This window comes from Leclercia adecarboxylata, from assembly GCF_035787115.1.
In the GTDB taxonomy this organism is placed as follows: domain Bacteria; phylum Pseudomonadota; class Gammaproteobacteria; order Enterobacterales; family Enterobacteriaceae; genus Enterobacter; species Enterobacter adecarboxylatus_E.
Genome location: NZ_JALKTL010000007.1, coordinates 193,453 through 219,929, shown reverse-complemented (window position 1 = coordinate 219,929; position 26,477 = coordinate 193,453). Strand labels below are relative to the sequence as shown.

The 26,477-nt window shown below is 55.3% G+C and carries 23 protein-coding genes and 1 pseudogene; 13 read left to right on the top strand and 11 right to left on the bottom strand.

Features of this window, described 5'->3' with window-relative positions; translation table 11 throughout:
- Nucleotides 1-34 precede the first annotated feature (34 nt).
- The 8 genes from glmS to MXM41_RS19830 all read left to right on the top strand — a co-directional run bounded on the left by glmS (nt 35) and on the right by MXM41_RS19830 (nt 9,819).
- A complete protein-coding gene (gene glmS / locus MXM41_RS19865; RefSeq protein WP_325933877.1) occupies nt 35-1,864 on the top strand; it encodes a glutamine--fructose-6-phosphate transaminase (isomerizing) in 1,830 nt (609 codons plus the stop codon).
- A gap of 320 nt (nt 1,865-2,184) precedes the next feature.
- Nucleotides 2,185-3,225, top strand: coding sequence for a phosphate ABC transporter substrate-binding protein PstS (gene pstS, locus MXM41_RS19860; protein ID WP_040077712.1), 1,041 nt, complete (start codon nt 2,185-2,187; stop codon nt 3,223-3,225).
- An 82-nt stretch (nt 3,226-3,307) separates the two neighbouring features.
- A complete protein-coding gene (gene pstC, locus MXM41_RS19855) occupies nt 3,308-4,267 on the top strand; it encodes a phosphate ABC transporter permease PstC (RefSeq protein ID WP_032615515.1) in 960 nt (319 codons plus the stop codon).
- Nucleotides 4,267-5,157 (top strand): phosphate ABC transporter permease PstA, encoded by an 891-nt coding sequence (pstA, locus tag MXM41_RS19850; RefSeq protein ID WP_325933874.1) that lies wholly within the window; start codon nt 4,267-4,269, stop codon nt 5,155-5,157. The genes pstC and pstA overlap by 1 nt, the downstream gene beginning before the upstream one ends.
- A 47-nt stretch (nt 5,158-5,204) precedes the next feature.
- On the top strand, nt 5,205-5,978 hold the full coding sequence (gene pstB / locus MXM41_RS19845; protein WP_250586715.1) for a phosphate ABC transporter ATP-binding protein PstB: 774 nt from the start codon (nt 5,205-5,207) through the stop codon (nt 5,976-5,978).
- 14 nt (nt 5,979-5,992) lie between these two features.
- A complete protein-coding gene (gene phoU, locus MXM41_RS19840) occupies nt 5,993-6,718 on the top strand; it encodes a phosphate signaling complex protein PhoU (protein ID WP_325933871.1) in 726 nt (241 codons plus the stop codon).
- A 379-nt stretch (nt 6,719-7,097) separates the two neighbouring features.
- Entirely contained in the window at nt 7,098-8,624 is a 1,527-nt protein-coding gene (locus MXM41_RS19835) for a carbohydrate porin (protein WP_325933870.1), read from the top strand.
- A gap of 25 nt (nt 8,625-8,649) precedes the next feature.
- A complete protein-coding gene (locus MXM41_RS19830; RefSeq protein WP_325933869.1) occupies nt 8,650-9,819 on the top strand; it encodes an alpha/beta hydrolase-fold protein in 1,170 nt (389 codons plus the stop codon).
- Nucleotides 9,820-9,860: 41 nt separating this feature from the next.
- Here the strand turns inward: MXM41_RS19830 and yieH are convergent, their stop codons facing one another.
- Nucleotides 9,861-10,526: a 6-phosphogluconate phosphatase gene (yieH, locus tag MXM41_RS19825; protein WP_325933867.1), complete on the bottom strand. Its 666-nt coding sequence runs from the start codon at nt 10,524-10,526 to the stop codon at nt 9,861-9,863.
- Between the two features lie 167 nt (nt 10,527-10,693).
- Between yieH and adeP the strand changes: the two genes are divergently transcribed.
- Nucleotides 10,694-12,028, top strand: a complete 1,335-nt coding sequence (gene adeP / locus MXM41_RS19820) for an adenine permease AdeP (RefSeq protein WP_325933866.1) — start codon at nt 10,694-10,696, stop codon at nt 12,026-12,028.
- A gap of 86 nt (nt 12,029-12,114) precedes the next feature.
- Here the strand turns inward: adeP and MXM41_RS19815 are convergent, their stop codons facing one another.
- The 10 genes and pseudogenes from MXM41_RS19815 to MXM41_RS22895 all read right to left on the bottom strand — a co-directional run.
- Complete coding sequence (locus MXM41_RS19815) at nt 12,115-12,681, bottom strand: NADPH-dependent FMN reductase (protein ID WP_325933865.1); 567 nt, start codon at nt 12,679-12,681, stop codon at nt 12,115-12,117.
- Between the two features lie 38 nt (nt 12,682-12,719).
- Nucleotides 12,720-13,466, bottom strand: a complete 747-nt coding sequence (locus MXM41_RS19810) for a phosphopantetheinyl transferase (RefSeq protein WP_325933864.1) — start codon at nt 13,464-13,466, stop codon at nt 12,720-12,722.
- A 143-nt stretch (nt 13,467-13,609) separates the two neighbouring features.
- Nucleotides 13,610-14,572, bottom strand: coding sequence for an HTH-type transcriptional regulator YidZ (yidZ, locus tag MXM41_RS19805; protein WP_325933863.1), 963 nt, complete (start codon nt 14,570-14,572; stop codon nt 13,610-13,612).
- Nucleotides 14,541-15,716: an MFS transporter gene (locus tag MXM41_RS19800; protein ID WP_325933862.1), complete on the bottom strand. Its 1,176-nt coding sequence runs from the start codon at nt 15,714-15,716 to the stop codon at nt 14,541-14,543. The genes yidZ and MXM41_RS19800 overlap by 32 nt, the downstream gene beginning before the upstream one ends.
- 111 nt (nt 15,717-15,827) lie before the next feature.
- Complete coding sequence (gene mnmE / locus MXM41_RS19795; protein ID WP_325933861.1) at nt 15,828-17,192, bottom strand: tRNA uridine-5-carboxymethylaminomethyl(34) synthesis GTPase MnmE; 1,365 nt, start codon at nt 17,190-17,192, stop codon at nt 15,828-15,830.
- A 74-nt stretch (nt 17,193-17,266) separates the two neighbouring features.
- The gene (gene yidC, locus MXM41_RS19790) at nt 17,267-18,910 is read right to left on the bottom strand and encodes a membrane protein insertase YidC (protein WP_325933860.1); all 1,644 of its coding nucleotides are present in this window, start codon (nt 18,908-18,910) and stop codon (nt 17,267-17,269) included.
- Nucleotides 18,911-18,912: 2 nt separating this feature from the next.
- Entirely contained in the window at nt 18,913-19,170 is a 258-nt protein-coding gene (gene yidD / locus MXM41_RS19785; RefSeq protein ID WP_072036746.1) for a membrane protein insertion efficiency factor YidD, read from the bottom strand.
- Nucleotides 19,134-19,493, bottom strand: coding sequence for a ribonuclease P protein component (gene rnpA, locus MXM41_RS19780; RefSeq protein WP_014072458.1), 360 nt, complete (start codon nt 19,491-19,493; stop codon nt 19,134-19,136). Before rnpA ends, yidD begins: the two co-directional genes overlap by 37 nt.
- A gap of 16 nt (nt 19,494-19,509) precedes the next feature.
- Nucleotides 19,510-19,650, bottom strand: a complete 141-nt coding sequence (rpmH, locus tag MXM41_RS19775; RefSeq protein ID WP_003849659.1) for a 50S ribosomal protein L34 — start codon at nt 19,648-19,650, stop codon at nt 19,510-19,512.
- A 230-nt stretch (nt 19,651-19,880) separates the two neighbouring features.
- Nucleotides 19,881-19,931 (bottom strand): annotated as a pseudogene (locus MXM41_RS22895) (hypothetical protein); the annotation flags it as partial.
- A gap of 323 nt (nt 19,932-20,254) precedes the next feature.
- Here MXM41_RS22895 and dnaA point away from each other — a divergent pair.
- From dnaA to gyrB, 4 genes are read left to right on the top strand one after another with little or no spacing between them, the layout of a single operon-like run.
- Nucleotides 20,255-21,655, top strand: a complete 1,401-nt coding sequence (gene dnaA, locus MXM41_RS19770; RefSeq protein WP_103177629.1) for a chromosomal replication initiator protein DnaA — start codon at nt 20,255-20,257, stop codon at nt 21,653-21,655.
- 4 nt (nt 21,656-21,659) lie between these two features.
- A complete protein-coding gene (gene dnaN, locus MXM41_RS19765) occupies nt 21,660-22,763 on the top strand; it encodes a DNA polymerase III subunit beta (protein WP_103177630.1) in 1,104 nt (367 codons plus the stop codon).
- Complete coding sequence (gene recF / locus MXM41_RS19760; RefSeq protein WP_325933857.1) at nt 22,763-23,836, top strand: DNA replication/repair protein RecF; 1,074 nt, start codon at nt 22,763-22,765, stop codon at nt 23,834-23,836. Before dnaN ends, recF begins: the two co-directional genes overlap by 1 nt.
- A 28-nt stretch (nt 23,837-23,864) precedes the next feature.
- The gene (gene gyrB, locus MXM41_RS19755; protein ID WP_325933856.1) at nt 23,865-26,276 is read left to right on the top strand and encodes a DNA topoisomerase (ATP-hydrolyzing) subunit B; all 2,412 of its coding nucleotides are present in this window, start codon (nt 23,865-23,867) and stop codon (nt 26,274-26,276) included.
- Nucleotides 26,277-26,477: the final 201 nt, after the last annotated feature.

The window sequence follows — 26,477 nt, the reverse complement described above, 5'->3', positions numbered from 1 at the left end:
GCATGGCATAATGCCAAAATCAGGAAATCTAACTATGTGTGGAATTGTTGGCGCAGTCGCGCAGCGCGATATTGCTGAAATCCTTCTCGAAGGTTTACGTCGTCTGGAATACCGTGGTTATGACTCTGCCGGTCTGGCAGTAGTTGATGCAGAAGGGAACATGACCCGCCTGCGTCGCCTCGGTAAAGTAAACATGCTGTCGCAGGCTGCGGAAGAGAACCCGCCGCGCGGCGGCACAGGTATTGCCCATACCCGTTGGGCGACCCACGGTGAACCTTCGGAAGGCAACGCACACCCACATGTCTCTGAACACATTGTGGTCGTGCATAACGGCATCATCGAAAACCACGAACCGCTGCGCGAAGAGCTCACCGCACGTGGTTATACCTTCGTCTCTGAAACCGACACCGAAGTGATCGCCCACCTGGTTCACTGGGAACTGGCGCAGGGCGGTACGCTGCGTGAGGCCGTACTGCGTGCCATCCCACAGCTGCGTGGCGCCTACGGAACCGTAATCATGGACAGCCGCGACCCGTCAACCCTGCTGGCAGCCCGCTCTGGTAGCCCGATGGTCATTGGTCTGGGAATGGGGGAGAACTTTATCGCCTCCGATCAGCTGGCGCTGCTGCCGGTGACCCGTCGCTTTATCTTCATGGAAGAGGGCGATATTGCGGAAGTGACCCGTCGCGACGTAAAAATCTTTGATAAATCTGGCGAGCCGGTAAAACGCCAGGATATCGAATCTAACCTGCAGTACGACGCGGGCGATAAAGGTGCTTACCGTCACTACATGCAGAAAGAGATCTACGAGCAGCCGAACGCTATCAAAAACACCCTGACCGGGCGCATCAGCCACGGCGAAGTGGATTTGAGCGAGCTGGGTGCTAACGCTAACGACATGCTGGCAAAAGTTGAGCATATTCAGATCGTTGCCTGCGGTACCTCCTACAACTCCGGTATGGTTTCCCGCTACTGGTTCGAAGCCCTGGCAGGCGTGCCTTGTGATGTGGAGATCGCCTCTGAATTCCGCTATCGCAAATCAGCAGTCCGCCGTAACAGCCTGATGATCACCCTGTCCCAGTCCGGCGAAACCGCCGATACGCTGGCGGCGCTGCGACTGTCTAAAGAGCTGGGATACCTGGGCTCGCTGGCGATCTGCAACGTCCCGGGTTCTTCGCTGGTGCGTGAATCTGACCTGGCGCTGATGACCAAAGCCGGTACCGAAATCGGTGTGGCCTCTACCAAGGCGTTTACCACCCAGCTGACGGTCCTGCTGATGCTGGTGGCGAAACTGGCCCGTCTGAAAGGCCAGGATTCGGCGATTGAGCAGGATATCGTGCACGGCCTGCAGGCGCTGCCGAGCCGTATTGAGCAGATGCTCTCTCAGGACAAACGCATTGAAGCGCTGGCGGAAGATTTTTCCGACAAGCATCACGCCCTGTTCCTCGGCCGTGGCGATCAATATCCGATTGCCCTGGAAGGCGCACTGAAGCTCAAAGAGATCTCCTATATCCACGCTGAAGCCTATGCGGCAGGCGAGCTGAAGCATGGCCCACTGGCGCTCATCGATGCGGATATGCCGGTTATCGTGGTGGCACCAAATAACGAACTGCTGGAAAAACTCAAATCTAACATCGAAGAGGTGCGCGCCCGTGGCGGTGTGCTCTACGTCTTCGCGGATCAGGATGCTGGCTTTACCAGCAGCGATAACATGCACATCATCGAGATGCCGCATGTGGAAGAAGTGATTGCGCCAATCTTCTATACCGTACCGCTGCAGTTACTGTCGTACCATGTCGCGCTGATCAAAGGCACCGACGTGGACCAGCCGCGTAACCTGGCGAAGTCTGTTACCGTAGAGTAATTCTCTCAGGCTCCACCTTCGGGTGGAGCTTTTCTGTACTTCCTGCGCATTCTTTCGTCTGCTTTTTTCTGCTTCCGTCTGTGACAATTCGTCATCTTCAGCTATTTTTTCTGTGTCACAGAAAGAAAATTTATCTGAAAAAAACCTGTCATCTTAATGTCTAACTAGCTGATATATATATCTTATTTTGCTGGTTTTTCTGCGCGATTTTCGTTGTCATAAAACTGTCATATTTCGTACATTTATCTGTCACCTCTTTGTCCTATTTTGCTCATCGTAGCCACTAAACAACGATTTACGAAAATCTTGCAGGAGACATTATGAAAGTTATGCGTACCACTGTCGCAACTGTTGTCGCCGCGACCTTATCGATGAGCGCTTTCTCTGTATTTGCAGAGGCAAGCCTGACTGGCGCTGGTGCAACCTTCCCTGCGCCGGTGTATGCCAAATGGGCTGATACGTACCAGAAAGAGACTGGTAACAAGGTGAACTACCAGGGTATCGGCTCCTCCGGTGGCGTTAAACAAATTACCGCAAACACCGTTGATTTCGGCGCATCCGACGCTCCGTTGTCTGATGAAAAACTGAATCAGGAAGGCCTGTTCCAGTTCCCGACCGTTATCGGTGGCGTTGTGCTGGCGGTAAATATCCCTGGCCTGAAGTCTGGTGAGCTGGTGCTGGATGGCAAAACCCTGGGTGATATCTACCTCGGCAAAATCAAAAAATGGGATGACGAAGCCATCACCAAACTGAACCCGGGCGTGAAACTGCCTTCGCAGAACATCGCTGTGGTTCGTCGTGCTGACGGTTCCGGTACCTCCTTCGTCTTCACCAGCTACCTGGCGAAAGTCAACGAAGAGTGGAAATCTAAAGTCGGTTCTGGCTCTACCGTTAACTGGCCAACCGGTCTGGGCGGTAAAGGTAACGACGGTATCGCCGCGTTCGTACAGCGTTTGCCGGGCTCAATTGGCTACGTAGAGTATGCCTACGCCAAGCAGAACAACCTGGCGTACACCAAACTGGTTTCTGCCGATGGCAAACCGGTTAGCCCGACCGAAGAGACCTTCGCTAACGCCGCTAAAGGCGCTGACTGGAGCAAATCTTTCGCTCAGGATCTGACGAACCAGAAAGGTGACGAGGCGTGGCCAATCACCTCCACCACCTTCATCCTGGTACACAAAGATCAGAAGAAACCAGAGCAGGGCACCGAAGTGCTGAAGTTCTTCGACTGGGCATACAAAAACGGCGGCAAACAGGCTAACGATCTGGATTACGCCAGCCTGCCGGACAGCGTGGTTGAGCAGATTCGTGCTGCATGGAAAACCAACGTGAAAGACAGCAGCGGTAAAGCGCTGTACTAACAGGATATTTTTGACGAAGATGGCGGGTGGCGTGAGCTAACCCGCCAACTATCGTGAAACGTCGTTAACAGAAGAGTAATTTATGGCTGCTACCAAGCCTGCATTTAACCCTCCGGGTAAAAAAGGTGACATGATTTTCAGCGCGCTGGTAAAACTGGCTGCGCTGATTGTGCTATTGCTGCTGGGCGGCATTATCGTGTCTCTGATTTTCTCCTCCTGGCCGAGCATTCAGAAATTTGGTTTCTCCTTCCTGTGGACCAAAGAGTGGGATGCGCCAAACGATATCTACGGTGCGCTGGTACCTATCTACGGCACACTGGTGACGTCATTTATCGCCCTGCTGATTGCCGTACCGGTGAGCTTTGGTATCGCCCTGTTCCTGACCGAACTGGCGCCGAACTGGCTGAAGCGTCCGCTGGGTATCGCCATTGAGCTGCTGGCAGCGATCCCGAGTATCGTTTACGGCATGTGGGGCCTGTTTATCTTTGCGCCACTGTTCGCGACTTACTTCCAGGAGCCGGTGGGCAACGTCCTTTCCGCCATCCCGTTTGTGGGCGCCCTCTTCTCCGGTCCGGCATTCGGTATCGGCATTCTGGCGGCTGGCGTGATCCTCGCCATCATGATTATTCCGTACATTGCGGCGGTTATGCGCGATGTCTTCGAACAGACCCCGGTGATGATGAAAGAGTCGGCCTACGGCATCGGCTGCACCACCTGGGAAGTTATCTGGCGTATCGTCCTGCCGTTCACCAAAAATGGGGTCATCGGCGGCATTATGCTGGGTCTGGGTCGTGCGCTGGGTGAAACCATGGCGGTGACCTTTATCATCGGTAACACCTACCAGCTCGACAGCGCCTCACTCTATATGCCAGGTAACAGTATTACCTCGGCGCTGGCTAACGAATTCGCCGAAGCAGAATCGGGCCTGCATGTTGCCGCGCTGATGGAACTGGGCTTAATTCTGTTTGTTATCACCTTCATTGTTCTGGCGATCTCAAAAGTGATGATCATGCGCCTGGCCAAAAATGAGGGGGCACGCTAATGGTTACGCTCGAAATGCAAAATACCGCGGAGCTGGCGGAATCCCGCCGCAAAATGCAGGCGAAACGCCGCATGAAAAACCGCCTTGCCCTGACGCTCTCCATGGCGACCATGGCATTTGGCCTGTTCTGGCTGATCTGGATCCTGTTTTCCACCGTAACCCGCGGCGTCGACGGCATGTCGCTGGCGCTGTTCACCGAGATGACCCCGCCGCCAAATACGGCGGGGGGTGGTCTGGCGAACGCCCTGGCGGGCAGCGGCCTGCTGATCCTGTGGGCGACCGTCTTCGGTACGCCGCTTGGCATCATGGCGGGTATCTATCTGGCGGAGTACGGCCGTAAATCCTGGATTGCAGAAGTCATTCGCTTCATCAACGACATCCTGCTCTCTGCCCCGTCGATTGTGGTCGGTCTGTTCGTCTACACCATCGTGGTGGCGCAGATGGAACACTTTTCCGGCTGGGCGGGTGTGATTGCGCTGGCGCTGCTGCAGGTGCCTATCGTCATCCGTACCACCGAGAACATGCTGAAACTGGTGCCGGACAGCCTGCGTGAAGCGGCCTACGCGCTGGGAACGCCAAAGTGGAAGATGATTTCTGCCATCACCCTGAAAGCCTCCGTCTCGGGGATCCTGACAGGGGTACTGCTGGCCGTAGCCCGTATCGCTGGTGAAACGGCACCGCTGCTCTTTACCGCGCTCTCCAACCAGTTCTGGAGCACGGACATGATGCAGCCGATCGCCAACCTGCCGGTGACGATCTTTAAATTTGCGATGAGCCCGTTTGCCGAATGGCAGTCACTGGCCTGGGCCGGGGTACTGATTATTACCCTGTGCGTACTGTTACTGAACATTCTGGCGCGCGTTGTTTTCGCGAAGAAGAAACACGGTTAATTATTGACGGCGTGGCACACTGCGGCGCCGGATGAGGAAATGAGTCAATGAGTATGGTTAATGCCGCTCCGGGTAAACTTTCGGTTCGTGACCTGAACTTCTACTACGGTAAGTTCCATGCCCTGAAAAACATCAACCTGGATATTGCCAAAAACCAGGTCACAGCGTTCATCGGTCCGTCTGGCTGCGGTAAGTCCACGCTGCTGCGTACCTTTAATAAAATGTATTCGCTTTATCCTGAGCAGCGCGCCGAAGGCGAAATCCTGCTGGATGGCGACAACATTCTCACCAATACTCAGGATATCGCCCTGCTGCGCGCGAAAGTGGGTATGGTGTTCCAGAAACCGACGCCGTTCCCGATGTCCATTTATGACAACATTGCGTTTGGCGTGCGCCTGTTTGAAAAGCTCTCCCGTGCTGATATGGATGAGCGCGTGCAGTGGGCATTGACCAAAGCCGCATTATGGAACGAAACCAAAGATAAACTTCACCAGAGCGGATACTCTCTCTCCGGTGGCCAGCAGCAGCGTCTGTGCATTGCGCGCGGCATCGCTATTCGCCCTGAAGTGTTACTGCTGGATGAGCCCTGCTCAGCGCTGGACCCGATCTCCACCGGGCGTATCGAAGAGCTGATCACCGAGCTCAAAGCGGATTACACCGTGGTGATCGTTACCCACAACATGCAGCAGGCTGCTCGTTGTTCCGACCACACGGCGTTTATGTACCTGGGCGAGTTGATTGAGTTCAGTAAAACGGACGATCTGTTCACCAAGCCCGCGAAGAAACAAACAGAAGACTACATCACCGGCCGTTACGGTTGATTCAGGAGTGCGTTATGGACAGTCTCAATCTTAATAAACATATCTCCGGCCAGTTTAACGCCGAGCTGGAGAGCATTCGCACTCAGGTGATGACCATGGGTGGAATGGTAGAGCAGCAGCTCTCTGATGCGATCACCGCGATGCACAACCAGGACAGCGAGCTGGCCAAGCGGGTTGTTGCTGGCGACCATCAGGTCAATATGATGGAAGTGGCGATCGACGAGGCCTGCGTGCGCATTATTGCCAAGCGCCAGCCGACGGCGAGCGACCTGCGTCTGGTGATGGCGATCATCAAAACTATCGCCGAGCTGGAGCGTATTGGCGACGTAGCGGACAAAATCTGCCGTACCGCGCTGGAAAAGTTCTCGCAGCAACACCAGCCGCTGCTGGTGAGCCTGGAGTCGCTGGGTCGCCACACCGTGCAGATGCTGCATGACGTGCTGGATGCCTTTGCGCGCATGGATCTCGATGAAGCGGTGCGTATCTACCGGGAAGATAAGAAAGTCGACCAGGAATACGAAGGCATTGTGCGCCAGCTGATGACCTACATGATGGAAGACACACGCACGATTCCAAGCGTGCTGACCGCGCTGTTCTGCGCCCGCTCTATCGAGCGTATCGGTGACCGTTGCCAGAACATTTGCGAATACATCTTCTATTTTGTGAAGGGCCAGGATTTCCGTCATGTCGGCGGGGATGAGCTGGATAAGATGCTGGCGGGTAAGGATCCGAAAGAGTAATTATTTATAACGCCAGCTAAGCTGGCGTTATAATTCCCATCAAATGTATTTTCTATATAAATAATTATATCCACCCGCTTTTCGTCCCGAAAAAATAAAGGGGTGTCAGTCACATTTCATACCCTCCTTGTTTGTTTTTATCTCTTCCCTGCAATAAAAAAGAGCGGCATAACGCATCCTGAATAACCTGTTATTTAGCTGATGCCATAACGTTGTTCAAATGGATTGTTACCGTCATCGCACGGGCAAAACCTGAAAAAGGCGCACTTCGAACGAGGTGATGTCTTTTTCAGGTTTTTTTATTTCCCGAACGTCCCCTTTTCGCTATTTCGCGGAAAGACCGTTCGGGTCGCCGAATACATTTTAAAAGGGAATTATTATGTTCAGGAGAAAGTTAATTACCTCTGCGGCATTAATTATGTCTCTGCCAGGCGTGAGCTATTCAGGCTCATTATCGGTGGAGCAACGTCTTGAGATGCTCGAAAAAGCGTTAAAAGAGACGCAGGCCGAATTACAGCATTATAAAAAACAGGCGACCCTGGCAAAAGTAGCCGACAAGCCGGCGACAAAACCTGACGCGGTAGTAGTGAAAAACAGCAAAAACGATGTGTCATCTCTTACCATGAAGGATTTCAGCAAGTTTGTTAAAGATGAGATTGGCTTTAGCTATAACGGCTATTTCCGCTCCGGCTGGGGCAGCGCCTCTCACGGCTCGCCAAAATCCTGGGCGATTGGATCTCTGGGGCGGCTGGGAAATGAGTACACCGGGTGGTTTGATCTGCAGCTAAAACAGCGGGTCTGGCAAGAGGGTAATAAACGCGTCGATGCCATCGTTATGCTGGATGGTAACGTCAGCCAGCAATATTCCACCGGCTGGTTCGGCGATAATGCGGGCGGCGAAAACTATCTGCAGTTTTCCGATATGTACGTCACCACCCAGGGCTTTCTGCCGTTTGCGCCTGAAGCCGATTTTTGGGTTGGTAAGCATGGTGCGCCGAAAATCGAGATCCAGATGCTGGACTGGAAAACGCAACGCACCGACGCGGCCGCTGGCGTTGGTCTGGAAAACTGGAAAGTGGGTCCCGGCAAAGTGGACATTGCCCTGGTGCGCGAAGATGTCGATGACTATGACCGCGAGCTGAAGAACAAACAGCAGATCAACACTAACACTATCGATCTTCGCTACAAGGAGCTGCCGCTGTGGGATAAGGCCACGCTTATGCTCAGCGGGCGCTATGTCGCGGCCAATCAAAGCTCAAGCGAGAAATATAACCAGGATAACAACGGCTATTATCCGTGGAAAGATACCTGGATGGTCGGGACGACCCTGACGCAAAAATTCGATGCCGGTGGCTTCAACGAGTTCTCTCTGTTACTGGCTAACAACTCCATCGCCAGCAGCTTCTCACGCTATGCGGGCTCCAGCCCCTACACGACCTTCAATGGCCGCTATTACGGGGATCACACCAACGGCACGGCCGTTCGCCTGGCCTCTCAGGGGGAGATGTACCTCACCGACGACGTGATCGTCGCTAATGCGCTGGTGTACTCCTTCGGCAACGATGTCTACAGCTACGAAACGGGTGCCCACTCCGACTTCAGTTCCCTTCGTGCCGTGGTGCGTCCCGCTTATATCTGGGACAGGTTCAACCAGACTGGCGTTGAGCTGGGCTACTTCAGACAGAAAAACAGCGATCTTAACGGAAAAAATTTCTATGAGTCCGGCTATAAAACCACGCTGTTTCACACCTTTAAGGTCAATACCAGTCTGTTGACCTCCCGCCCTGAAATCCGCTTTTACGGCACCTACATAAAAGCGGATGAGACGGACTTAGATAACTTCACCTTTGAAGACCAGAAGAAAGACCAGTTTGCGCTTGGCGCGCAGGCTGAGATTTGGTGGTGACAGGCCATTTAACAAGGACAACGACATGAAACGATTCAAAACCGCCTTATCCATTCTTACCCTGACGCTGTGTCTCGGGCAGCTGGTTTATGCGACGCCGCTGCCGGCGATGCCCGATCCCTCTCAGCCCGTTAACCGCTTCGTCACCCAGGTGAATGCGGATAACTCCGTGACGTTTCGCTATTTTGCCCCACAGGCAAAAAGCGTATCGGTGGTGGTGGGGATCCCCACGCCTGAGAACATCCACCCGACGACCAAAGACAGCTCGGGCCTTTGGAGCTGGCAGAGCCCGGTGATGAAGCCCAATCTGTACGAGTATTTCTTTAATGTTGACGGCGTGCGCAGCATTGATACGGGGACGGCCATGACCAAGCCCCAGCGCCAGGTTAACACCAGCATGGTGCTGGTGCCGGGCAGCATTCTGGATATTAACCCGGTGCCTCACGGCGATCTGATTACCCTGACCTACCACTCAACGGCGTTAAGTTCAGAGCGCCAGCTGTTCGTCTGGACGCCGCCGGGCTATAACGGGCAGGGAAACCCCCTGCCGGTGCTTTACTTCTATCATGGCTTTGGCGACACGGGGCGTTCGGTTATCGACCAGGGGCGTATCGCCCAGATTATGGATAATCTGCTTGCAGCCGGAAAGATTACCCCGATGCTGGTAGTGGTGCCGGATACTGAAACCGATGCGAAGGGTATTGTTCCTGAAACCTTTGTGCCCAATGAGCGGCGCAAGGCATTCTATCCCCTCAACGCTCAGGCCGCCGATCGCGAGCTGATGACGGACATTATCCCGCTCATCGGCAAACGCTTTAACGTGCGTGATGACGCCGAGGGACGAGCGCTGGCCGGGTTATCCCAGGGGGGGTATCAGGCGCTGGTCTCCGGGATGAATCATCTTGAGCGCTTCGGCTGGCTTGCCACCTTTAGCGGCGTAACCACCACCACCGTACCGGATGCAGGCGTCAGCGCGCGGCTGAACGATCCGCAGGCCATCAATAAGCAGCTACGCAATTTCACTGTTGTAGTGGGCGAAAAAGATGTTGTGACGGGCAAGGATATCGCCGGGCTGAAGCAGGAACTTGAGCAACGACAGATCAAGTTCGATTATCACCAGTATCCGGGTCTGAACCATGAGATGGATGTCTGGCGACCTGCCTATACGGAATTCGTCCAGAAACTGTTTAAATAGGAATAAAGCCGTAAAGCGTGTCGCTTTACGGCTTATCAGCTTTAGCGGGTGAGGTGCCAGCCGCGCGCCTTCCACATTGCCGGCAGCTGCGACAGTTCGGTAAAGGTCGTGACCTTCGGATGATCGAGCGGCGGGTTATGCGGATCGGCGCAGAAGTAGAACACCTCCATGCCTGCAGCGATCCCCGCCTGCGCGCCTGCGCTGGAGTCATCCACCAGGATGCAGTTCTCCACGTTCACGTTCATCGCTTTCGCCGCATGGAACATCATGGCCGGATCCGGCTTCCAGCGCTGGAGATCGTAGCCGCTAAACAGTTTTTCCGGGAAATGATGCAGCATCTGCAACTTGCCAAGAGAGTGCTGCATTTTGCTGACCGGGCCGTTAGAGACCACGCACACTGGCACCGCCATCGCCTCCAGCAGGGTGCTGGCGCCGGCGATGGCTTCCAGTTCGGAGTCGAAAAGGCGTGCGACCTCGGCGCGGTAAACAGGCTCCAGATTCGCTTTCGCGAGACTCACGCCGTGTTCAGCATTAATGATATCGATGATTTCGTAGAGCTTAACGCCTTTAAAGCGTTTGAACGTCTCTTCGAGATCGAGCGTGATACCAAATTCCTGGAACATAGTGACATACGCCCGGGAACAGATGACCTCACTGTCGACCAGCGTACCGTCGCAGTCGAAAAATACCGCATCAATCTGAGACATGCATTTCCCTTTCTTAACAAGTTTAACGTTTACGTGCTACATAAGGTGTGACGCAATCGTTGCCGTATAAGCAAATTCAATGAAAAAAAGTGCCTCACAACCGCCCTTATTGTCGCATTTTGGTATAGGATAGCGACGAATTTTCCCTCCTTGTTCGGAAATAGATGATGAGTCAACAACACACTACCCAGTCTTCTGGCGCGGGTTTGCTTGAGCGCGTGTTTAAACTGCGCGAACACGGCACGACGGCACGCACCGAAGTGATCGCCGGTTTCACCACCTTCCTGACGATGGTCTATATCGTTTTTGTGAACCCGCAAATTCTGGGCGTTGCAGGCATGGATACCAGCGCCGTCTTCGTTACTACCTGTCTTATCGCCGCGTTCGGCAGCATCCTGATGGGGCTGTTCGCTAACCTCCCGGTTGCTCTGGCGCCCGCGATGGGTCTGAATGCCTTCTTTGCCTTTGTCGTAGTTCAGGCGATGGGCCTGCCATGGCAGGTGGGCATGGGCGCCATCTTCTGGGGTGCAGTCGGTCTGCTGCTGCTGACCATTTTCCGCGTGCGTTACTGGATGATTGCCAATATCCCGGTCAGCCTGCGCGTTGGCATCACCAGCGGTATCGGCCTGTTTATTGGCATGATGGGGCTAAAAAACGCCGGTGTGATCGTGGCGAACCCGGAAACCCTGGTCAGCATCGGTAAGCTCACCTCCCACAGCGTACTGCTGGGCGTGCTGGGCTTCTTTATCATCGCTATTCTGGCCTCGCGCAATATCCATGCAGCGGTGCTGGTGTCGATTATTGTCACCACCCTGCTGGGCTGGATGATGGGCGACGTGCACTACAATGGCATCGTCTCCGCGCCGCCGAGCGTCTCCACGGTCATTGGCCATGTCGATCTGGCGGGCTCACTGAACCTGGGTCTGGCCGGAGTCATCTTCTCCTTCATGCTGGTTAACCTGTTTGACTCCTCCGGTACGCTGATTGGCGTGACCGACAAGGCCGGTCTGGCGGATGAAAAAGGTAAATTCCCGCGCATGAAGCAGGCGCTGTTTGTGGACAGCGTCTCTTCCGTGACCGGCTCCTTTATCGGTACCTCTTCCGTGACCGCCTACATTGAATCCTCATCCGGGGTTTCCGTTGGTGGCCGTACGGGTCTGACTGCCGTGGTGGTTGGCCTGCTGTTCCTGCTGGTGATCTTCCTCTCTCCGCTGGCCGGTATGGTACCGCCGTACGCTGCCGCAGGTGCGCTGATTTACGTGGGTGTGCTGATGACCTCCAGCCTGGCGCGCGTGAAGTGGGATGACCTGACCGAAGCGGTGCCAGCGTTCATTACGGCGGTGATGATGCCGTTCAGCTTCTCTATCACCGAAGGGATTGCGCTGGGCTTTATCTCTTATTGCGTGATGAAGGCGGGTACCGGACGCTGGCGTGAAATCAGCCCGTGCGTAATGGTCGTCGCGCTGCTGTTCATTCTGAAGATTGCGTTTATTGATGCCTGATAAAAGCGAAACGGCAACCCTGGGTTGCCGTTTTTAATGTGTTCTCCCTCGGACTAAAGGAGAGGGTCGGGGTGACCTAACACGTCCTACGCTTTAACGCACTGAATATACTTGCCAAACGCGCTCAGCTGCCCGCTCAGATGATCCAGCGTGCTCTGGTCAACAACTTCACCCGTCTGCGGGTCGACCTTGTTCTGAATCACGCCACCCATAAATTCCGGCTTGTTCATTACCATCGCATCCAGGAACACCAGGATTTGACGCAGATGATACTGACAGCGCGCGCCGCCAATCGCGCCCATTGAGCTGGTCTGGATCAGCACCGGTTTACCCGCCAGCGGCTGTTCCGGCAGACGAGAAAGCCAGTCAATGGCGTTCTTTAAGCCTCCCGGCACGGAATAGTTATATTCCGGGGTAACAATCACCACGCCGTCCGCCTGACGGATCTGCGCTGCCAGCGCTTCCACGGACGCCGGGAATCCTTCTTCCTGCTGCACATCCGCGTCGTACAGCGGAATATCACCGATCGACGGCAGGGCGGTTACTTCCATCCCCTCGGGCGCCAGCTTCGGCAGGGTACGGGCAACCATCCCGTTAAATGAACCTTTGCGCAGGCTTCCCAGTAACGTAACAACATTCAACGAATCAGACATCACTACTCCTTCTTCATCATGATGGCCCTGCTGAAGGGTCAGGTGAGGATAATCGCTTTTTCCGCCGGTAAACTGGTCAGCCGCATCAGGCGTGCTGCCGGTTCGTTCGCGCGGGCGGGGACATCCGGCAGGCTTTGCCATCCGAGGCGGCTGTCGAAATCCCAGATTTTCAGCCGCTCAATGGCCGGGGTGACGGCAATCGACCAGATCAATACATCTTCGGCGTCGCTTAAGGCTTCGAGCTGCGTGGCTCTGGAGGCCCGCAGACGTCCGGAACCCGGTAACAGTTGCAGCTGGCTGGCACAATCGCTGGCGTCGCCTGACAGTTTTCGAATGCTCTGGCGCAGGGTAATCAGCTGCGCTCTGGCTTCGTTGGGGTCGTTCTGATTACGCACCCATAAATTCTCGTTGCTGGATAGCGGGTAGGTGTCATGAGCATGGGTGCCATCCAGGCTGTGGATCGCCCGCTGTAGCTCCATATCGAGGCCGCAGTCGCCCTCTGTCGTCAGCGCCAGACCAACGATATTGCCGGCGTAGGCAATGGAAAAACGGGGAAGTTCCGGATCGGCAAAAGCAGGGCGACCCTCGGATTCGGCAATCACTTCCGGGAGTTCGCTGGTGCCGTAAAGCATAAACATTAGTTCAGCGAGCAGTGCCCGGGAAGCTATAAACCGTGTGCGGCGATGTTCAGGAAGTTTCCGTGCTTCGTTATGACAGGATGGAGAGAGTCTGGTCGAAACCAATCGCCCTTCGGTCAGCGTCCCTCTTGCAAAATGCGTTGCCATTTTTCGCTCCATGATAATGGTCAATAGACAGGTTAAACGTTTACATCATTATCGCTTAACTTATCTTCTGTTTTAATGGCTAAATGGAGGTAAGGGAAGTTTTGCAGCCGAACTTTACACTTTCTTAGTCAAAAATCAGACGTCTAGCGCAGTGGCGAACCATACAGCTCCTTAATGGTTTCTCTTAACCAGAGGATTTTGGGGTTGTGGCTGTTACGCTTGTGCCAGATGAGCGTGAAGGGGACAGTGAGCTTTTGCGCCTGCGCTTCATCAATGGGGATCGGCAGGGAAATCAGTTGCCGCTGGTGGAGCTGGTTATAGTGATGGCAGTATTGCGGCGCGGTGGCAATGTAGTTATGGCCCGGCTGTGCCGCCATAAACATCGACTGTTCAAAACCGGGCAGACTCATGGCGATATTACGCGTACGCCCCATCTCTCTCAGCACCTCATCCAGCGCCCATGTGTCGCTCCGCTCCCAGAAAATGCTGATATGCGGATAGCGCAGGAATGTCTCCAGGTTCCACGCTTCCTGAAGGGCGGGGTGATCTTCACGCAGATAGACGCACGGGCGATCGCTGAACAGAATTTCGTAGTCGATAAACCATGGCATCAACTTTAGCAGTTCGCGGGATCGCGGATGCGTTTCACGCCCGGTAAAACCGAGATCAACCTCTCCGCGGGTAATGGCGTCCAGCGAATCATAATCCCAGTGGCGCATCTTCACCGTTGCCTTGGGGTAACGCTGATTCACCTGTTCCAGCAGAGCGTTAAAGCGAATGAGCATCAGCGGCGTTTCCGCCGCCAGCTCAAAGGTCAGGCCGCCGGGAGCATCATGATGGAATTTATCGAGGATCTGGTTGCCAATCTGCATCCAGTCGGCCAGATCCTGCTCCAGACTCACCGTCAGCGGCGTCGGTAATAGCCCCAGCGGGGTCTTCACAAACAGCGGGTCGTCGAACCAGTCGCGCAGCTTCGCCAGTGATTTACTTACCGCGGACGGCGTGACGTTCATCCGTTTCGCGGCTTTGGTGACGCTGCGCTCCTGCAGCAAAAGCTGCAGGCACAACAACAGGTTAAGATCGAGATTGCTGAGGGGCTTCTTCATGATGCGCTGCGGGCCGGATGACCATAAGTAGGATGATGCAGAGCATGCTACAGCCAATCAGAACCCCGATCAGCATATTCAATGCATTCAGCCCGATTATTGCCGCCAGCCAAATCCACAGCGACGAGCCGCAGACCTGAGTGATCCCCAGCACAGAGCTTGCCACTCCGGCGCGCAGCGCAAAGGGACCTAATGCCTGGCTCATCGCCACGCCAAAGCCCACCGAGAATCCGGCGCAAATCAGGGTGATGCCTGCCAGCATCAGGGCAGAGGAGGTGGCGGTCGCCAGAAGTACGCCCGCCGCCAGGAACAGTACCTGAGAGGTGAGCATCAGCGTGCGCTGGCTGAAGATATTCAGCGCAAACGGCGTCGAGAACGATACGGCCATGCTGACCAGCGCGGTTAACGCCATTACTGTGGAATATTCCCCGCGATCAAAACCCATGATTTCCATTAATAACACCGGGGAAACGTTTACATAGGTCAGGATCACCGCCACGCTCAGCGTGGTAATAAGCAACCGGCTGATGAAGAAGCGGTTGAGTAACTTCTCTTCCGGGGGAACTGACGCGGTGTGGCTCCGGTTTTGTGCTCCGGGATGGGTCTCTTTCAGCACCGCGATCGACAGGATAAAGACCACCATCCCCATCGCCGCCATCGTCCAGAAAAGGCTTTGCCACGAAAATTGCAGCATGATCAGGTAACCCACCACTGGCGCCAGCACCGGAATAATGCAGGTGATACCGTTCATCATAGAGAGCACTTTGGCACGTCGCTGGGTGCTTAAGGTATCGCGCAAAATGGCAAACGCCACCACGTAGCACCCGCCTGCGCCGACGCCCTGAATAAAGCGCCCGGCCAGAAAAAGCGTGCTCTCCTGCGCCACAGAACAGAGTACTGAGGCCAGCGCAAAAATCACTGCCCCGGTAATGGCGATGGGCTGTCGTCCGGCTTTATCAGCAATCTTTCCGGCAAACACCATTGATGACGCCATCCCCGCGAGGTAGGCCGAAAACGCGATATGCAGCTGCGCTTCGCTGGCGCCCAGATCGCGGGCGATGTGCGGGAGCCCCACCAGATACATATCAATGCCCGATGGATAAAGCAGCACCAGCGCAAAACTACAAAACAGAAAACGAGCCATAAATCCCCCATAGATGCAGGCAGCAAGAATAGGGGGTGAAGTAAGTTTAGGCGAGTTGCCATTTGGACAAAGGTGATTTCCTGAGAGGAAACCACCACTATTCAATCGGCATCACTTACCAATACAGAAACTCGAGAAGATCCGACCCAGCAAGTCATCCGACGTAAACTCCCCGGTGATCTCGCTCAGCGCCTGCTGCGCCAGGCGCAACTCTTCCGCCAGCAGTTCTCCGGCCCAGGCGCCGAGCAGCTGCGCTTTACCCTGATCCAGATGCTGTGCCGCCTGTTCCAGCGCCTGCAGATGGCGTCGACGGGCGAGGAAGCCGCCCTCCATGCTGGTATCGAAGCCCATGCTCTGTTTCAGGTGGTTGCGCAGCTCATCTACACCTTCGCCGGTACGCGCCGACAGGCGGATCAGTGAGTGACTATTCACCTCGCTGATACCCTGGGTTTCGCCGGTGACGTCCGCTTTGTTACGCACCACGGTTATCGGCAGGTTAGCCGGCAGACGGGCGATAAAGTCCGGCCAGATCTCTGCCGGGTCGACGGCGGCGGTGGTGGTGCCGTCCACCATAAACAGCACGCGGTCGGCCTGCTCGATCTCCTGCCAGGCGCGCTCGATGCCGATGCGCTCCACTTCGTCGCTGGCATCGCGTAAGCCCGCGGTGTCGATGATATGCAGCGGCATACCGTCGATATGAATATGTTCCCGCAGCACGTCGCGGGTGGTACCGGCAATGTCGGTGACAATCGCCGCTTCGCGCCCCGCCAGGGCATTCAACAGGCTCGATTTTCCGGCATTTGGACGGCCTGCTATCACCACCTTCATCCCTTCGCGCAGCAGGCTCCCCTGACGCGCTTCAGCGCGCACCGCGTCGAGATCCTTCATCACGCCGTTAAGCTGGGCTTCGATTTTACCGTCAGAGAGGAAGTCGATCTCCTCATCCGGAAAATCAATGGCCGCTTCCACGTAGATCCTAAGGTGAGTAAGTGCTTCCACCAGGTGGTTAACGCGGGCGGAAAATGCCCCCTGCAGCGAGTTCAGCGCCGAACGTGCGGCCTGCTCGGAACTGGCGTCAATCAGGTCGGCAATCGCCTCCGCCTGGGCCAGATCCAGCTTATCGTTCAGGAAGGCGCGTTCGGAGAACTCGCCCGGCTTCGCGATGCGCAGGCCGGGCAGGGTCAAAATACGTTTTAACAACAGGTCGAGGATCACCGGCCCGCCATGGCCCTGCAGTTCGAGCACGTCTTCACCGGTAAAGGAGTTCGGGCCCGGGAACCACAGCGCGATACCCTGATCCAGCGCGGTACCGTCTTTATCTTTAAACGGCAGATAGTCGGCGTAACGCGGTTTTGGCAGTTTACCCAGCACCGCTTCTGCCACCTCGCGCGCCTTCAGGCCGGAGATACGCAGAATGCCCACACCACCGCGTCCCGGTGGGGTTGCCTGGGCGACGATAGTGTCGTTATGGCTCATGGTTTGTCTCTTCTTAATGCAATAAAAAAGGCGGTCTGATGACCGCCTTTATTTTAGCTACGGCTTACACCGAATCAGGAGTTTTTCTTTTCGCGGCTATGCAGGCCACGTTTTTCCAGACCACGGTAGATCAGCTGCTGCTGAAGGATAGTTACCAGGTTGCTGACGATATAGTACAGCACCAGACCTGACGGGAACCACAGGAAGAAGACCGTGAAGATGACCGGCATAAAGGTCATGATCTTCTGCTGCATCGGGTCGGTCACGGTGGTCGGCGACATCTTCTGGATGAAGAACATCGTCACGCCCATCAGGATCGGCAGGATGTAGTAAGGGTCCTGTGCAGACAGGTCATGGATCCACAGGGCGAACGGCGCATGGCGCAGCTCAACGGAGCCCATCAGCATGTAGTACAGCGCAAGGAAGATTGGCATCTGAATCAGCAGCGGGAAGCAGCCGCCCAGCGGGTTCACTTTCTCTGCTTTATACAGGGCCATCATCTCCTGGCTCTGACGCTGTTTGTCATCGCCCAGACGCTCACGCATCGCCTGAATCTTCGGCTGCAGCATACGCATCTTCGCCATGGAGGTGTACTGCGCTTTGGTCAGCGGGTACATGATGCCACGAACGATAAAGGTGATAACGATGATGGAGAAGCCCCAGTTACCCAGGAAGCTATGGATCCACTTCAGCAGTTTGAACAGCGGCTGAGAGATGAACCACAACCAACCGTAGTCTACGGTCAGATCCAGGTGTGGTGCCACGGCAGCCATTTTGTCCTGGATTTCCGGCCCGACCCACAGGGTGCTGGCCAGATTACCGGCTTGACCCGGCTGAACCAGAACCGGCTCAGACTTATAGCCGATAGCGGCAACACCGTTACCGAGGTTAGCCGTATAGAAATTATTGGAACCGTTGTTATTAGGTACCCACGCGGTCGCGAAATACTGTTGCAGCATCGCCACCCAACCGCCTTTCGAGCTGACGTTCAGGTTTTCGTTATCGGCGATGGTGTCGAATTTGTATTTCTCGTACTTGGTATCTGGCGTGGAGTACGCCGCGCCACGGAAGGTGTGCAGCGCGAAGTTGCTGCTTCCGGTGTCACGATGAGACGGCAGATTGATGGACTGCTTCAGCTGACCAAATGTGGATAGCTCCAGCGGTTTCGCGCCGGTGTTCTGCACGTTATAGCCCACGTTCACCGCATACTCACCGCGTTTCAGGGTGAAGGTTTTGGTGAAGGTGTTGCCGGCCGCATCAGTGTAAGTCATCGGGATCGCGAGTTCGTTCTGGCCATCCGCCAGCACAAACGCATCTTTATCGACGTTATACAGCGGACGTGCGCCGTTAGCCGGGTTATCCGGGCCATCACGACCGGTCAGGCCGCTCTGTGCCTGATAGATAAACTGCGGCGTGGTTTCCAGTAACTGGAACGGTTCGGTAGACTTCAGCTCTTTCGGGTAGGTCAACAGCAGCGCCTGCTCAACATCACCACCACGGGTGTTGATAGTCAGCTCAAGCACATCGGTCTTAACCGTAATCAGTTTACCCTGGCCACTGGCCGGTACGCCCTGGTCGGCGGCGCTACCCGCTGCGGTGGTCGTTGTCTGCGTGACCTGCTGCTGAGGTTGAGGATTTTTGTCCTGCTCCCAAGCCTGGAAGATCATGAAAGACACGAACAACAAAGCGATGATAAGAAGATTGCGTTGCGAATCCATCGTTAGTGTTCTCTGGTATCAAAAGGTCCTGGAGGGACGGGATCGTCTCCACCTGGGTGTAAAGGGTGGCATTTTAATACGCGTTTCACCGTCAACCAACTGCCTTTTATCACTCCAAACCTGCGCAATGCCTCAATTCCGTATTGCGAACAGGTCGGTCTGAAACGGCAGTGTGGCCCGAGTAGCGGACTAATCAGGCGTTGATAGACCCGGATAAGGCCGATCAGGACCCGTGAGCCAGGCGACAGTGGCGGCGCCATAATTTTTCCAACGCTTCCGAGAGAGCACGGTTATCGAGGTCGGCAACCCCTTTTTTAGCCACCACCACGAAATCCATTGAAGGCAGTTCATGTTGACGTAAACGGAAGCTTTCACGCGTCAGACGTTTAATCCGATTGCGTTCATGCGCACGCTTAACGTTTTTCTTGGCGACAGTGAGACCGATACGGGGATGCCCCAGCGAATTTTGGCGGCCGAGGATGGTGATTTGCGGCGTGCCAGCCCGTTGTGGCTGCTGGAAGACGAAAGTGAAATGAGTGGGAGTTAACAAACGTAACTCCCTGGGAAATGCTAGCTTAACCACTCAGGGGTTAGCTTAATTACTTGGAAACGGTCAGACGTGAACGGCCTTTAGCACGACGACGTGCCAGAACCTGACGACCATTTTTAGTAGCCATACGAGCACGGAAGCCGTGAGAACGGTTGCGCTTCAGTACAGACGGTTGAAAAGTGCGTTTCATGGCGATTTCTACCTAAACTTGAATAAATTCAATGACTTTTTGTGGAGTCCGAACGAATAACGAACGATGGACGCCGAAGCCATGGGTGATTAAAGAGGCCGGATTGTAATAATTGTACACTCCGGAGTCAATTCTCTTTCCTTATTTCCCGCGTCTTTCCGCACGTTTTTAGCGTGCAAATTGAGCTGCGTCAGACGCAGGAAATCGAGTCCCACGCGCCGGGTGGGGAATTATACGGGCTCCAGGGCAAATCGCAAGGATCGTCCAGGATCTTCGTTAGATCATTTAAGCAAAAATTTGTCGTTATTCATTAATTTTTCCAATATGCGGCCTAAATCGCGGGGTCGCTTCGTCAGGATCGTTTACACTTACCCGGTTTCGGATCCTCCTGTGGATAAATCGGGAAGAAACTGTGAGAAACAGAAGATCTCTGGCTCAGTTTAGGCTATGATCCGCGGTCCTGATCGCGATCCCAGGATCCAGAGCAGGTAATAAAACCGCAGATAGCGGTTCGCACGTCCCCCTAAACGCCGGGTTCTTTCGACGTGTGTCTACAATCACGACTATTCAATAGCTTTCTTTTTATGTTCGAGTGGAGTCCGCCGTGTCACTTTCGCTTTGGCAGCAGTGTCTTGCCCGATTGCAGGATGAGTTACCAGCCACAGAATTCAGTATGTGGATCCGCCCGTTACAGGCGGAACTGAGCGATAACACGCTGGCTTTGTATGCGCCAAACCGTTTTGTGCTCGATTGGGTCAGGGACAAATACCTCAATAACATCAACGGACTGCTAAACGAATTTTGCGGTGCCGATGCCCCACAGCTGCGTTTCGAAGTGGGCACTAAACCGGTCACCCAAACGCTTAAAGAGACCGTTAACGTCGCCGCTGCGCCCGCGCAGACCGCGCAGGTCCAGATGCCGCGTGTCGCACCTGCGCCGCGTGCTGGCTGGGATAACGTCCCGGCGCCGGCAGAGCCGACCTACCGTTCTAACGTTAACGTCAAACACACCTTCGATAACTTCGTCGAAGGTAAATCGAACCAGCTGGCCCGTGCGGCTGCCCGTCAGGTGGCGGATAACCCGGGCGGCGCCTATAACCCGCTGTTCCTTTATGGCGGTACCGGTCTGGGTAAAACGCACCTGCTGCACGCGGTGGGCAACGGCATTATGGCGCGTAAGCCCAATGCCAAAGTGGTGTATATGCACTCCGAGCGCTTCGTTCAGGACATGGTAAAAGCCCTGCAAAACAACGCGATCGAAGAGTTTAAACGCTACTACCGTTCCGTTGATGCGCTGCTGATCGATGACATCCAGTTCTTTGCTAATAAAGAACGATCCCAGGAAGAGTTTTTCCACACCTTTAATGCGCTGCTGGAAGGCAATCAGCAGATCATTTTGACCTCGGATCGCTATCCAAAAGAGATCAACGGGGTTGAGGATCGTCTGAAATCCCGCTTCGGCTGGGGCCTGACCGTGGCGATCGAGCCACCGGAGCTGGAAACCCGCGTCGCGATCCTGATGAAAAAGGCTGACGAAAACGACATTCGTCTGCCGGGCGAGGTAGCGTTCTTTATCGCTAAACGTCTGCGGTCTAACGTTCGCGAGCTCGAAGGCGCGCTGAACCGCGTGATCGCCAACGCCAACTTTACCGGACGGGCAATCACCATCGATTTCGTGCGTGAAGCACTGCGCGATCTGCTGGCGTTACAGGAAAAATTGGTCACCATCGACAATATTCAGAAGACGGTGGCGGAGTACTACAAAATTAAAGTGGCAGATTTGCTGTCTAAACGTCGTTCCCGCTCGGTGGCGAGACCGCGTCAGATGGCGATGGCGCTGGCAAAGGAATTAACCAACCACAGTCTGCCGGAGATCGGCGATGCGTTTGGTGGCCGTGACCATACGACCGTGCTGCACGCCTGCCGTAAAATCGAGCAGCTGCGTGAAGAAAGCCACGACATAAAAGAAGACTTCTCCAATTTAATCAGAACATTATCATCGTGATGCTATGAAATTTACCGTTGAACGTGAACACTTATTAAAACCGCTGCAACAGGTGAGTGGCCCCTTAGGCGGCCGCCCGACGCTGCCTATTCTCGGTAACCTGCTGCTGCAGGTCGCAGACGGCACGCTGTCGCTGACCGGCACCGATCTCGAGATGGAAATGGTCGCACGCGTGACGCTTTCTCAGCCTCACGAAGCGGGCGCAACCACCGTTCCGGCGCGTAAGTTTTTTGATATCTGCCGTGGTCTGCCTGAAGGGGCAGAAATTGCCGTGCAGCTGGAAGGCGACCGTATGCTGGTACGCTCTGGCCGCAGCCGTTTCTCGCTCTCCACGCTGCCTGCTGCCGATTTCCCGAACCTGGATGACTGGCAGAGTGAAGTTGAATTCACCCTGCCGCAGGCCACCATGAAACGCCTGATTGAAGCCACCCAGTTCTCTATGGCCCATCAGGACGTTCGCTACTACTTAAACGGCATGCTGTTCGAAACCGAAGGGGAAGAGCTGCGTACCGTTGCCACCGATGGCCACCGCCTGGCGGTCTGCTCCATGCCAGTTGGCGTGACGCTGCCGAACCACTCGGTGATCGTACCGCGTAAAGGCGTGATTGAGCTGATGCGTATGCTCGACGGCGGCGAAACCCCGCTGCGCGTGCAGATTGGCAGCAACAATATCCGTGCCCACGTCGGTGATTTCATCTTTACTTCCAAGCTGGTGGATGGTCGTTTCCCGGATTATCGCCGCGTCTTGCCGAAGAACCCGGACAAAACGCTGGAAGCGGGCTGCGATATCCTTAAGCAGGCGTTTGCCCGTGCGGCGATCCTCTCCAATGAGAAGTTCCGCGGCGTGCGTCTGTACGTGAGCGAAAACCAGCTGAAGATCACGGCCAACAACCCGGAGCAGGAAGAGGCCGAAGAGATTCTGGATGTCACCTATGCGGCGGGTACCGAGATGGAAATCGGCTTTAACGTCAGCTACGTGCTGGATGTGCTGAACGCGCTGAAATGCGAAAATGTGCGTATTCTGCTGACGGACTCCGTGTCGAGCGTACAGATTGAAGATGCTGCCAGCCAGAGTGCGGCTTATGTTGTCATGCCAATGAGACTGTAATGTCGCTCACCCGCCTGTTGATCCGCGACTTTCGCAATATCGAAAGCGCGGATCTTGCTTTATCCCCCGGCTTTAATTTCCTGGTTGGCGCCAACGGCAGCGGCAAAACCAGCGTGCTGGAAGCCATCTATACGCTCGGCCATGGCCGGGCGTTTCGCAGTTTGCAGATTGGTCGCGTCATCCGCCACGAGCAGGAAGCGTTTGTGCTTCACGGCCGTTTACGGGGTGAAGAGCACGAGACGGCCATCGGCCTGACCAAAGACAAGCATGGCGACAGTAAGGTGCGCATCGACGGCACCGACGGACATAAAGTGGCCGAGCTGGCACTACTGATGCCCATGCAGCTTATCACCCCCGAGGGGTTTACTTTACTCAACGGCGGCCCCAAATACAGAAGAGCCTTCCTCGACTGGGGATGCTTTCATAACGAAGCGGGCTTCTTTACCGCCTGGAGCAATCTCAAACGGTTGCTGAAACAGCGCAATGCCGCGCTGCGCCAGGTGACCCGCTACGCCCAGCTTAAGGCGTGGGATAAAGAGCTGATCCCGCTGGCGGAGCAGATTAGCCGCTGGCGTGCGGACTACAGCGCAGGGATCGCGGAAGACATGGCGGACACCTGTCGGCAGTTTTTACCCGAGTTTTCCCTGAGCTTCTCCTTCCAGCGCGGCTGGGAGAAAGAGACGGATTATGCCGAGGTGCTGGAGCGAAGCTTCGAGCGCGATCGCATGCTGACCTACACTGCGCACGGCCCGCACAAGGCGGATTTCCGTATTCGTGCCGACGGCGCGCCAGTGGAGGACACCCTGTCACGCGGGCAGCTCAAACTCCTGATGTGCGCCCTGCGCCTGGCGCAGGGTGAGTACTTAACCCGTGAGAGCGGGCGACGCTGTCTGTACCTGATTGATGATTTTGCCTCGGAACTTGACGACGCGCGGCGCGGGCTGCTTGCCAGCCGCTTAAAAGCCACACAGTCGCAGGTTTTCGTCAGTGCGATTAGCGCTGAACACGTAATAGACATGTCGGACGAAAATTCGAAGATGTTTAACGTGGAAAAGGGTAAAATAACGGATTAACCCAAGAATAAATGAGCGAGAAACGTTGATGTCGAATTCTTATGACTCCTCCAGTATCAAAGTCCTGAAAGGACTGGATGCGGTGCGTAAGCGCCCGGGTATGTATATCGGCGACACGGATGACGGCACCGGTCTGCACCACATGGTATTTGAGGTGGTAGATAACGCTATCGACGAAGCGCTCGCGGGTCACTGTAAAGACATTATCGTCACCATCCACGCCGATAACTCTGTTTCCGTACAGGATGATGGCCGCGGTATCCCGACCGGTATCCACCCGGAAGAGGGCGTCTCTGCGGCGGAAGTGATCATGACCGTTCTGCACGCGGGCGGTAAGTTCGATGATAACTCCTATAAAGTGTCCGGCGGCCTGCACGGCGTAGGCGTCTCTGTGGTTAACGCCCTGTCGCAGAAGCTGGAGCTGGTGATCAACCGCGAAGGCAAAATTCACCGCCAGGTCTATACCCACGGTGTGCCGCAGGCACCGCTGGCGGTAACGGGCGAGACGGAAAAAACCGGCACCACCGTTCGTTTCTGGCCAAGCCTCGAAACCTTCTCCAACGTGACCGAGTTTGAATATGACATCCTGGCCAAGCGTCTGCGCGAGCTGTCATTCCTGAACTCCGGCGTCTCTATTCGCCTGCGCGACAAGCGCGACGGCAAAGAAGACCACTTCCATTATGAAGGTGGTATTAAGGCGTTCGTTGAGTACCTGAACAAGAACAAAACGCCAATTCATCCAAATATCTTCTATTTCTCCAACGAGAAAGACGGTATCGGCGTGGAAGTGGCGCTGCAGTGGAACGACGGTTTCCAGGAAAACATCTACTGCTTCACCAACAACATTCCGCAGCGCGATGGCGGTACGCATCTGGTCGGCTTCCGTACGGCGATGACCCGTACCCTGAATGCCTACATGGACAAAGAAGGCTACAGCAAAAAAGCGAAAGTCAGCGCCACCGGCGACGATGCCCGTGAAGGCCTGATCGCGGTTGTCTCCGTAAAAGTGCCGGATCCAAAGTTCTCCTCTCAGACCAAAGACAAGCTGGTCTCCTCTGAGGTGAAATCAGCGGTTGAACAGCAGATGAACGAGCTGCTGAGCGACTACCTGCAGGAAAATCCGTCCGACGCCAAAATCGTGGTCGGCAAAATTATCGACGCGGCGCGTGCCCGTGAAGCGGCGCGTAAAGCCCGTGAAATGACCCGTCGTAAAGGCGCCCTGGACTTAGCGGGCCTGCCGGGCAAACTGGCGGACTGCCAGGAACGCGACCCTGCGCTGTCCGAACTTTACCTCGTGGAAGGGGACTCTGCGGGCGGTTCTGCGAAGCAGGGCCGTAACCGTAAGAACCAGGCGATCCTGCCGCTGAAGGGTAAAATCCTGAACGTTGAGAAAGCGCGCTTCGACAAGATGCTCTCTTCTCAGGAAGTGGCGACGCTGATCACCGCTCTGGGCTGCGGCATTGGCCGTGACGAGTACAACCCGGACAAGCTGCGCTATCACAGCATCATCATCATGACCGATGCGGACGTCGACGGCTCGCACATCCGTACGCTGCTGTTGACCTTCTTCTATCGTCAGATGCCGGAAATCGTTGAGCGCGGCCACGTCTACATTGCGCAGCCGCCGCTGTACAAAGTGAAGAAAGGCAAGCAGGAACAGTACATCAAAGACGACGAAGCGATGGATCAGTACCAGATCGCCATCGCTCTGGATGGCGCTACCCTGCACGCCAACTCAAGCGCCCCGGCGCTGGCGGGTGAACCGCTGGAGCGTCTGGTGTCTGAGTACAACACTACCCAGAAGATGATTGGCCGCATGGAGCGTCGCTATCCGAAAACGCTGCTGAAGGCGCTGGTCTATCAGCCGACCCTGACGGAAGAGGATCTCAGCAGCGAGCAGAACGTCACCCGCTGGGTAAACGCGCTGGTCAGCGAGCTGAACGAGAACGAGCAGCACGGCAGCCAGTGGAAATTCGATATTCAGCAGAACGCCGCCCAGCAGTTTGAGCCGGTGATCCGCGTGCGTACCCATGGCGTGGATACCGACTACCCGCTGGAGCACGAGTTTGTGACCGGCGCGGAGTACCGTCGTATCTGTGCGCTCGGCGAGAAGCTGCGTGGCCTGATCGAAGACGATGCCTTCATCGAGCGTGGCGAGCGCCGTCAGCCGGTTGCCAGCTTCGAGCAGGCGCTGGAGTGGCTGGTGAAAGAGTCCCGTCGTGGCCTCTCCATTCAGCGCTATAAAGGTCTGGGCGAAATGAACCCGGATCAGCTGTGGGAAACCACCATGGATCCGGAAAGCCGCCGCATGCTGCGCGTCACCGTTAAGGACGCGATTGCTGCCGATCAGCTGTTCACTACCCTGATGGGCGACGCGGTTGAACCCCGTCGTGCCTTCATTGAAGAGAACGCCCTGAAAGCGGCGAACATCGACATTTAAGCCGTTTGTTCCCCTCACCCCGGCCCTCTCCCCACAGGGGCGAGGGAGCAAAGACCGCACCGAGCAGTCCCCTCTCCCCTTTGGGGAGAGGGTTAGGGTGAGGGGAATAATTCTGCGCATAACAGGAATCCCGCTTCCCCTTTCTATCCCCTTTTCTTTACTGTTTTTTGAGCCTAATCGCGTTAGCATGAAGCCAGACTC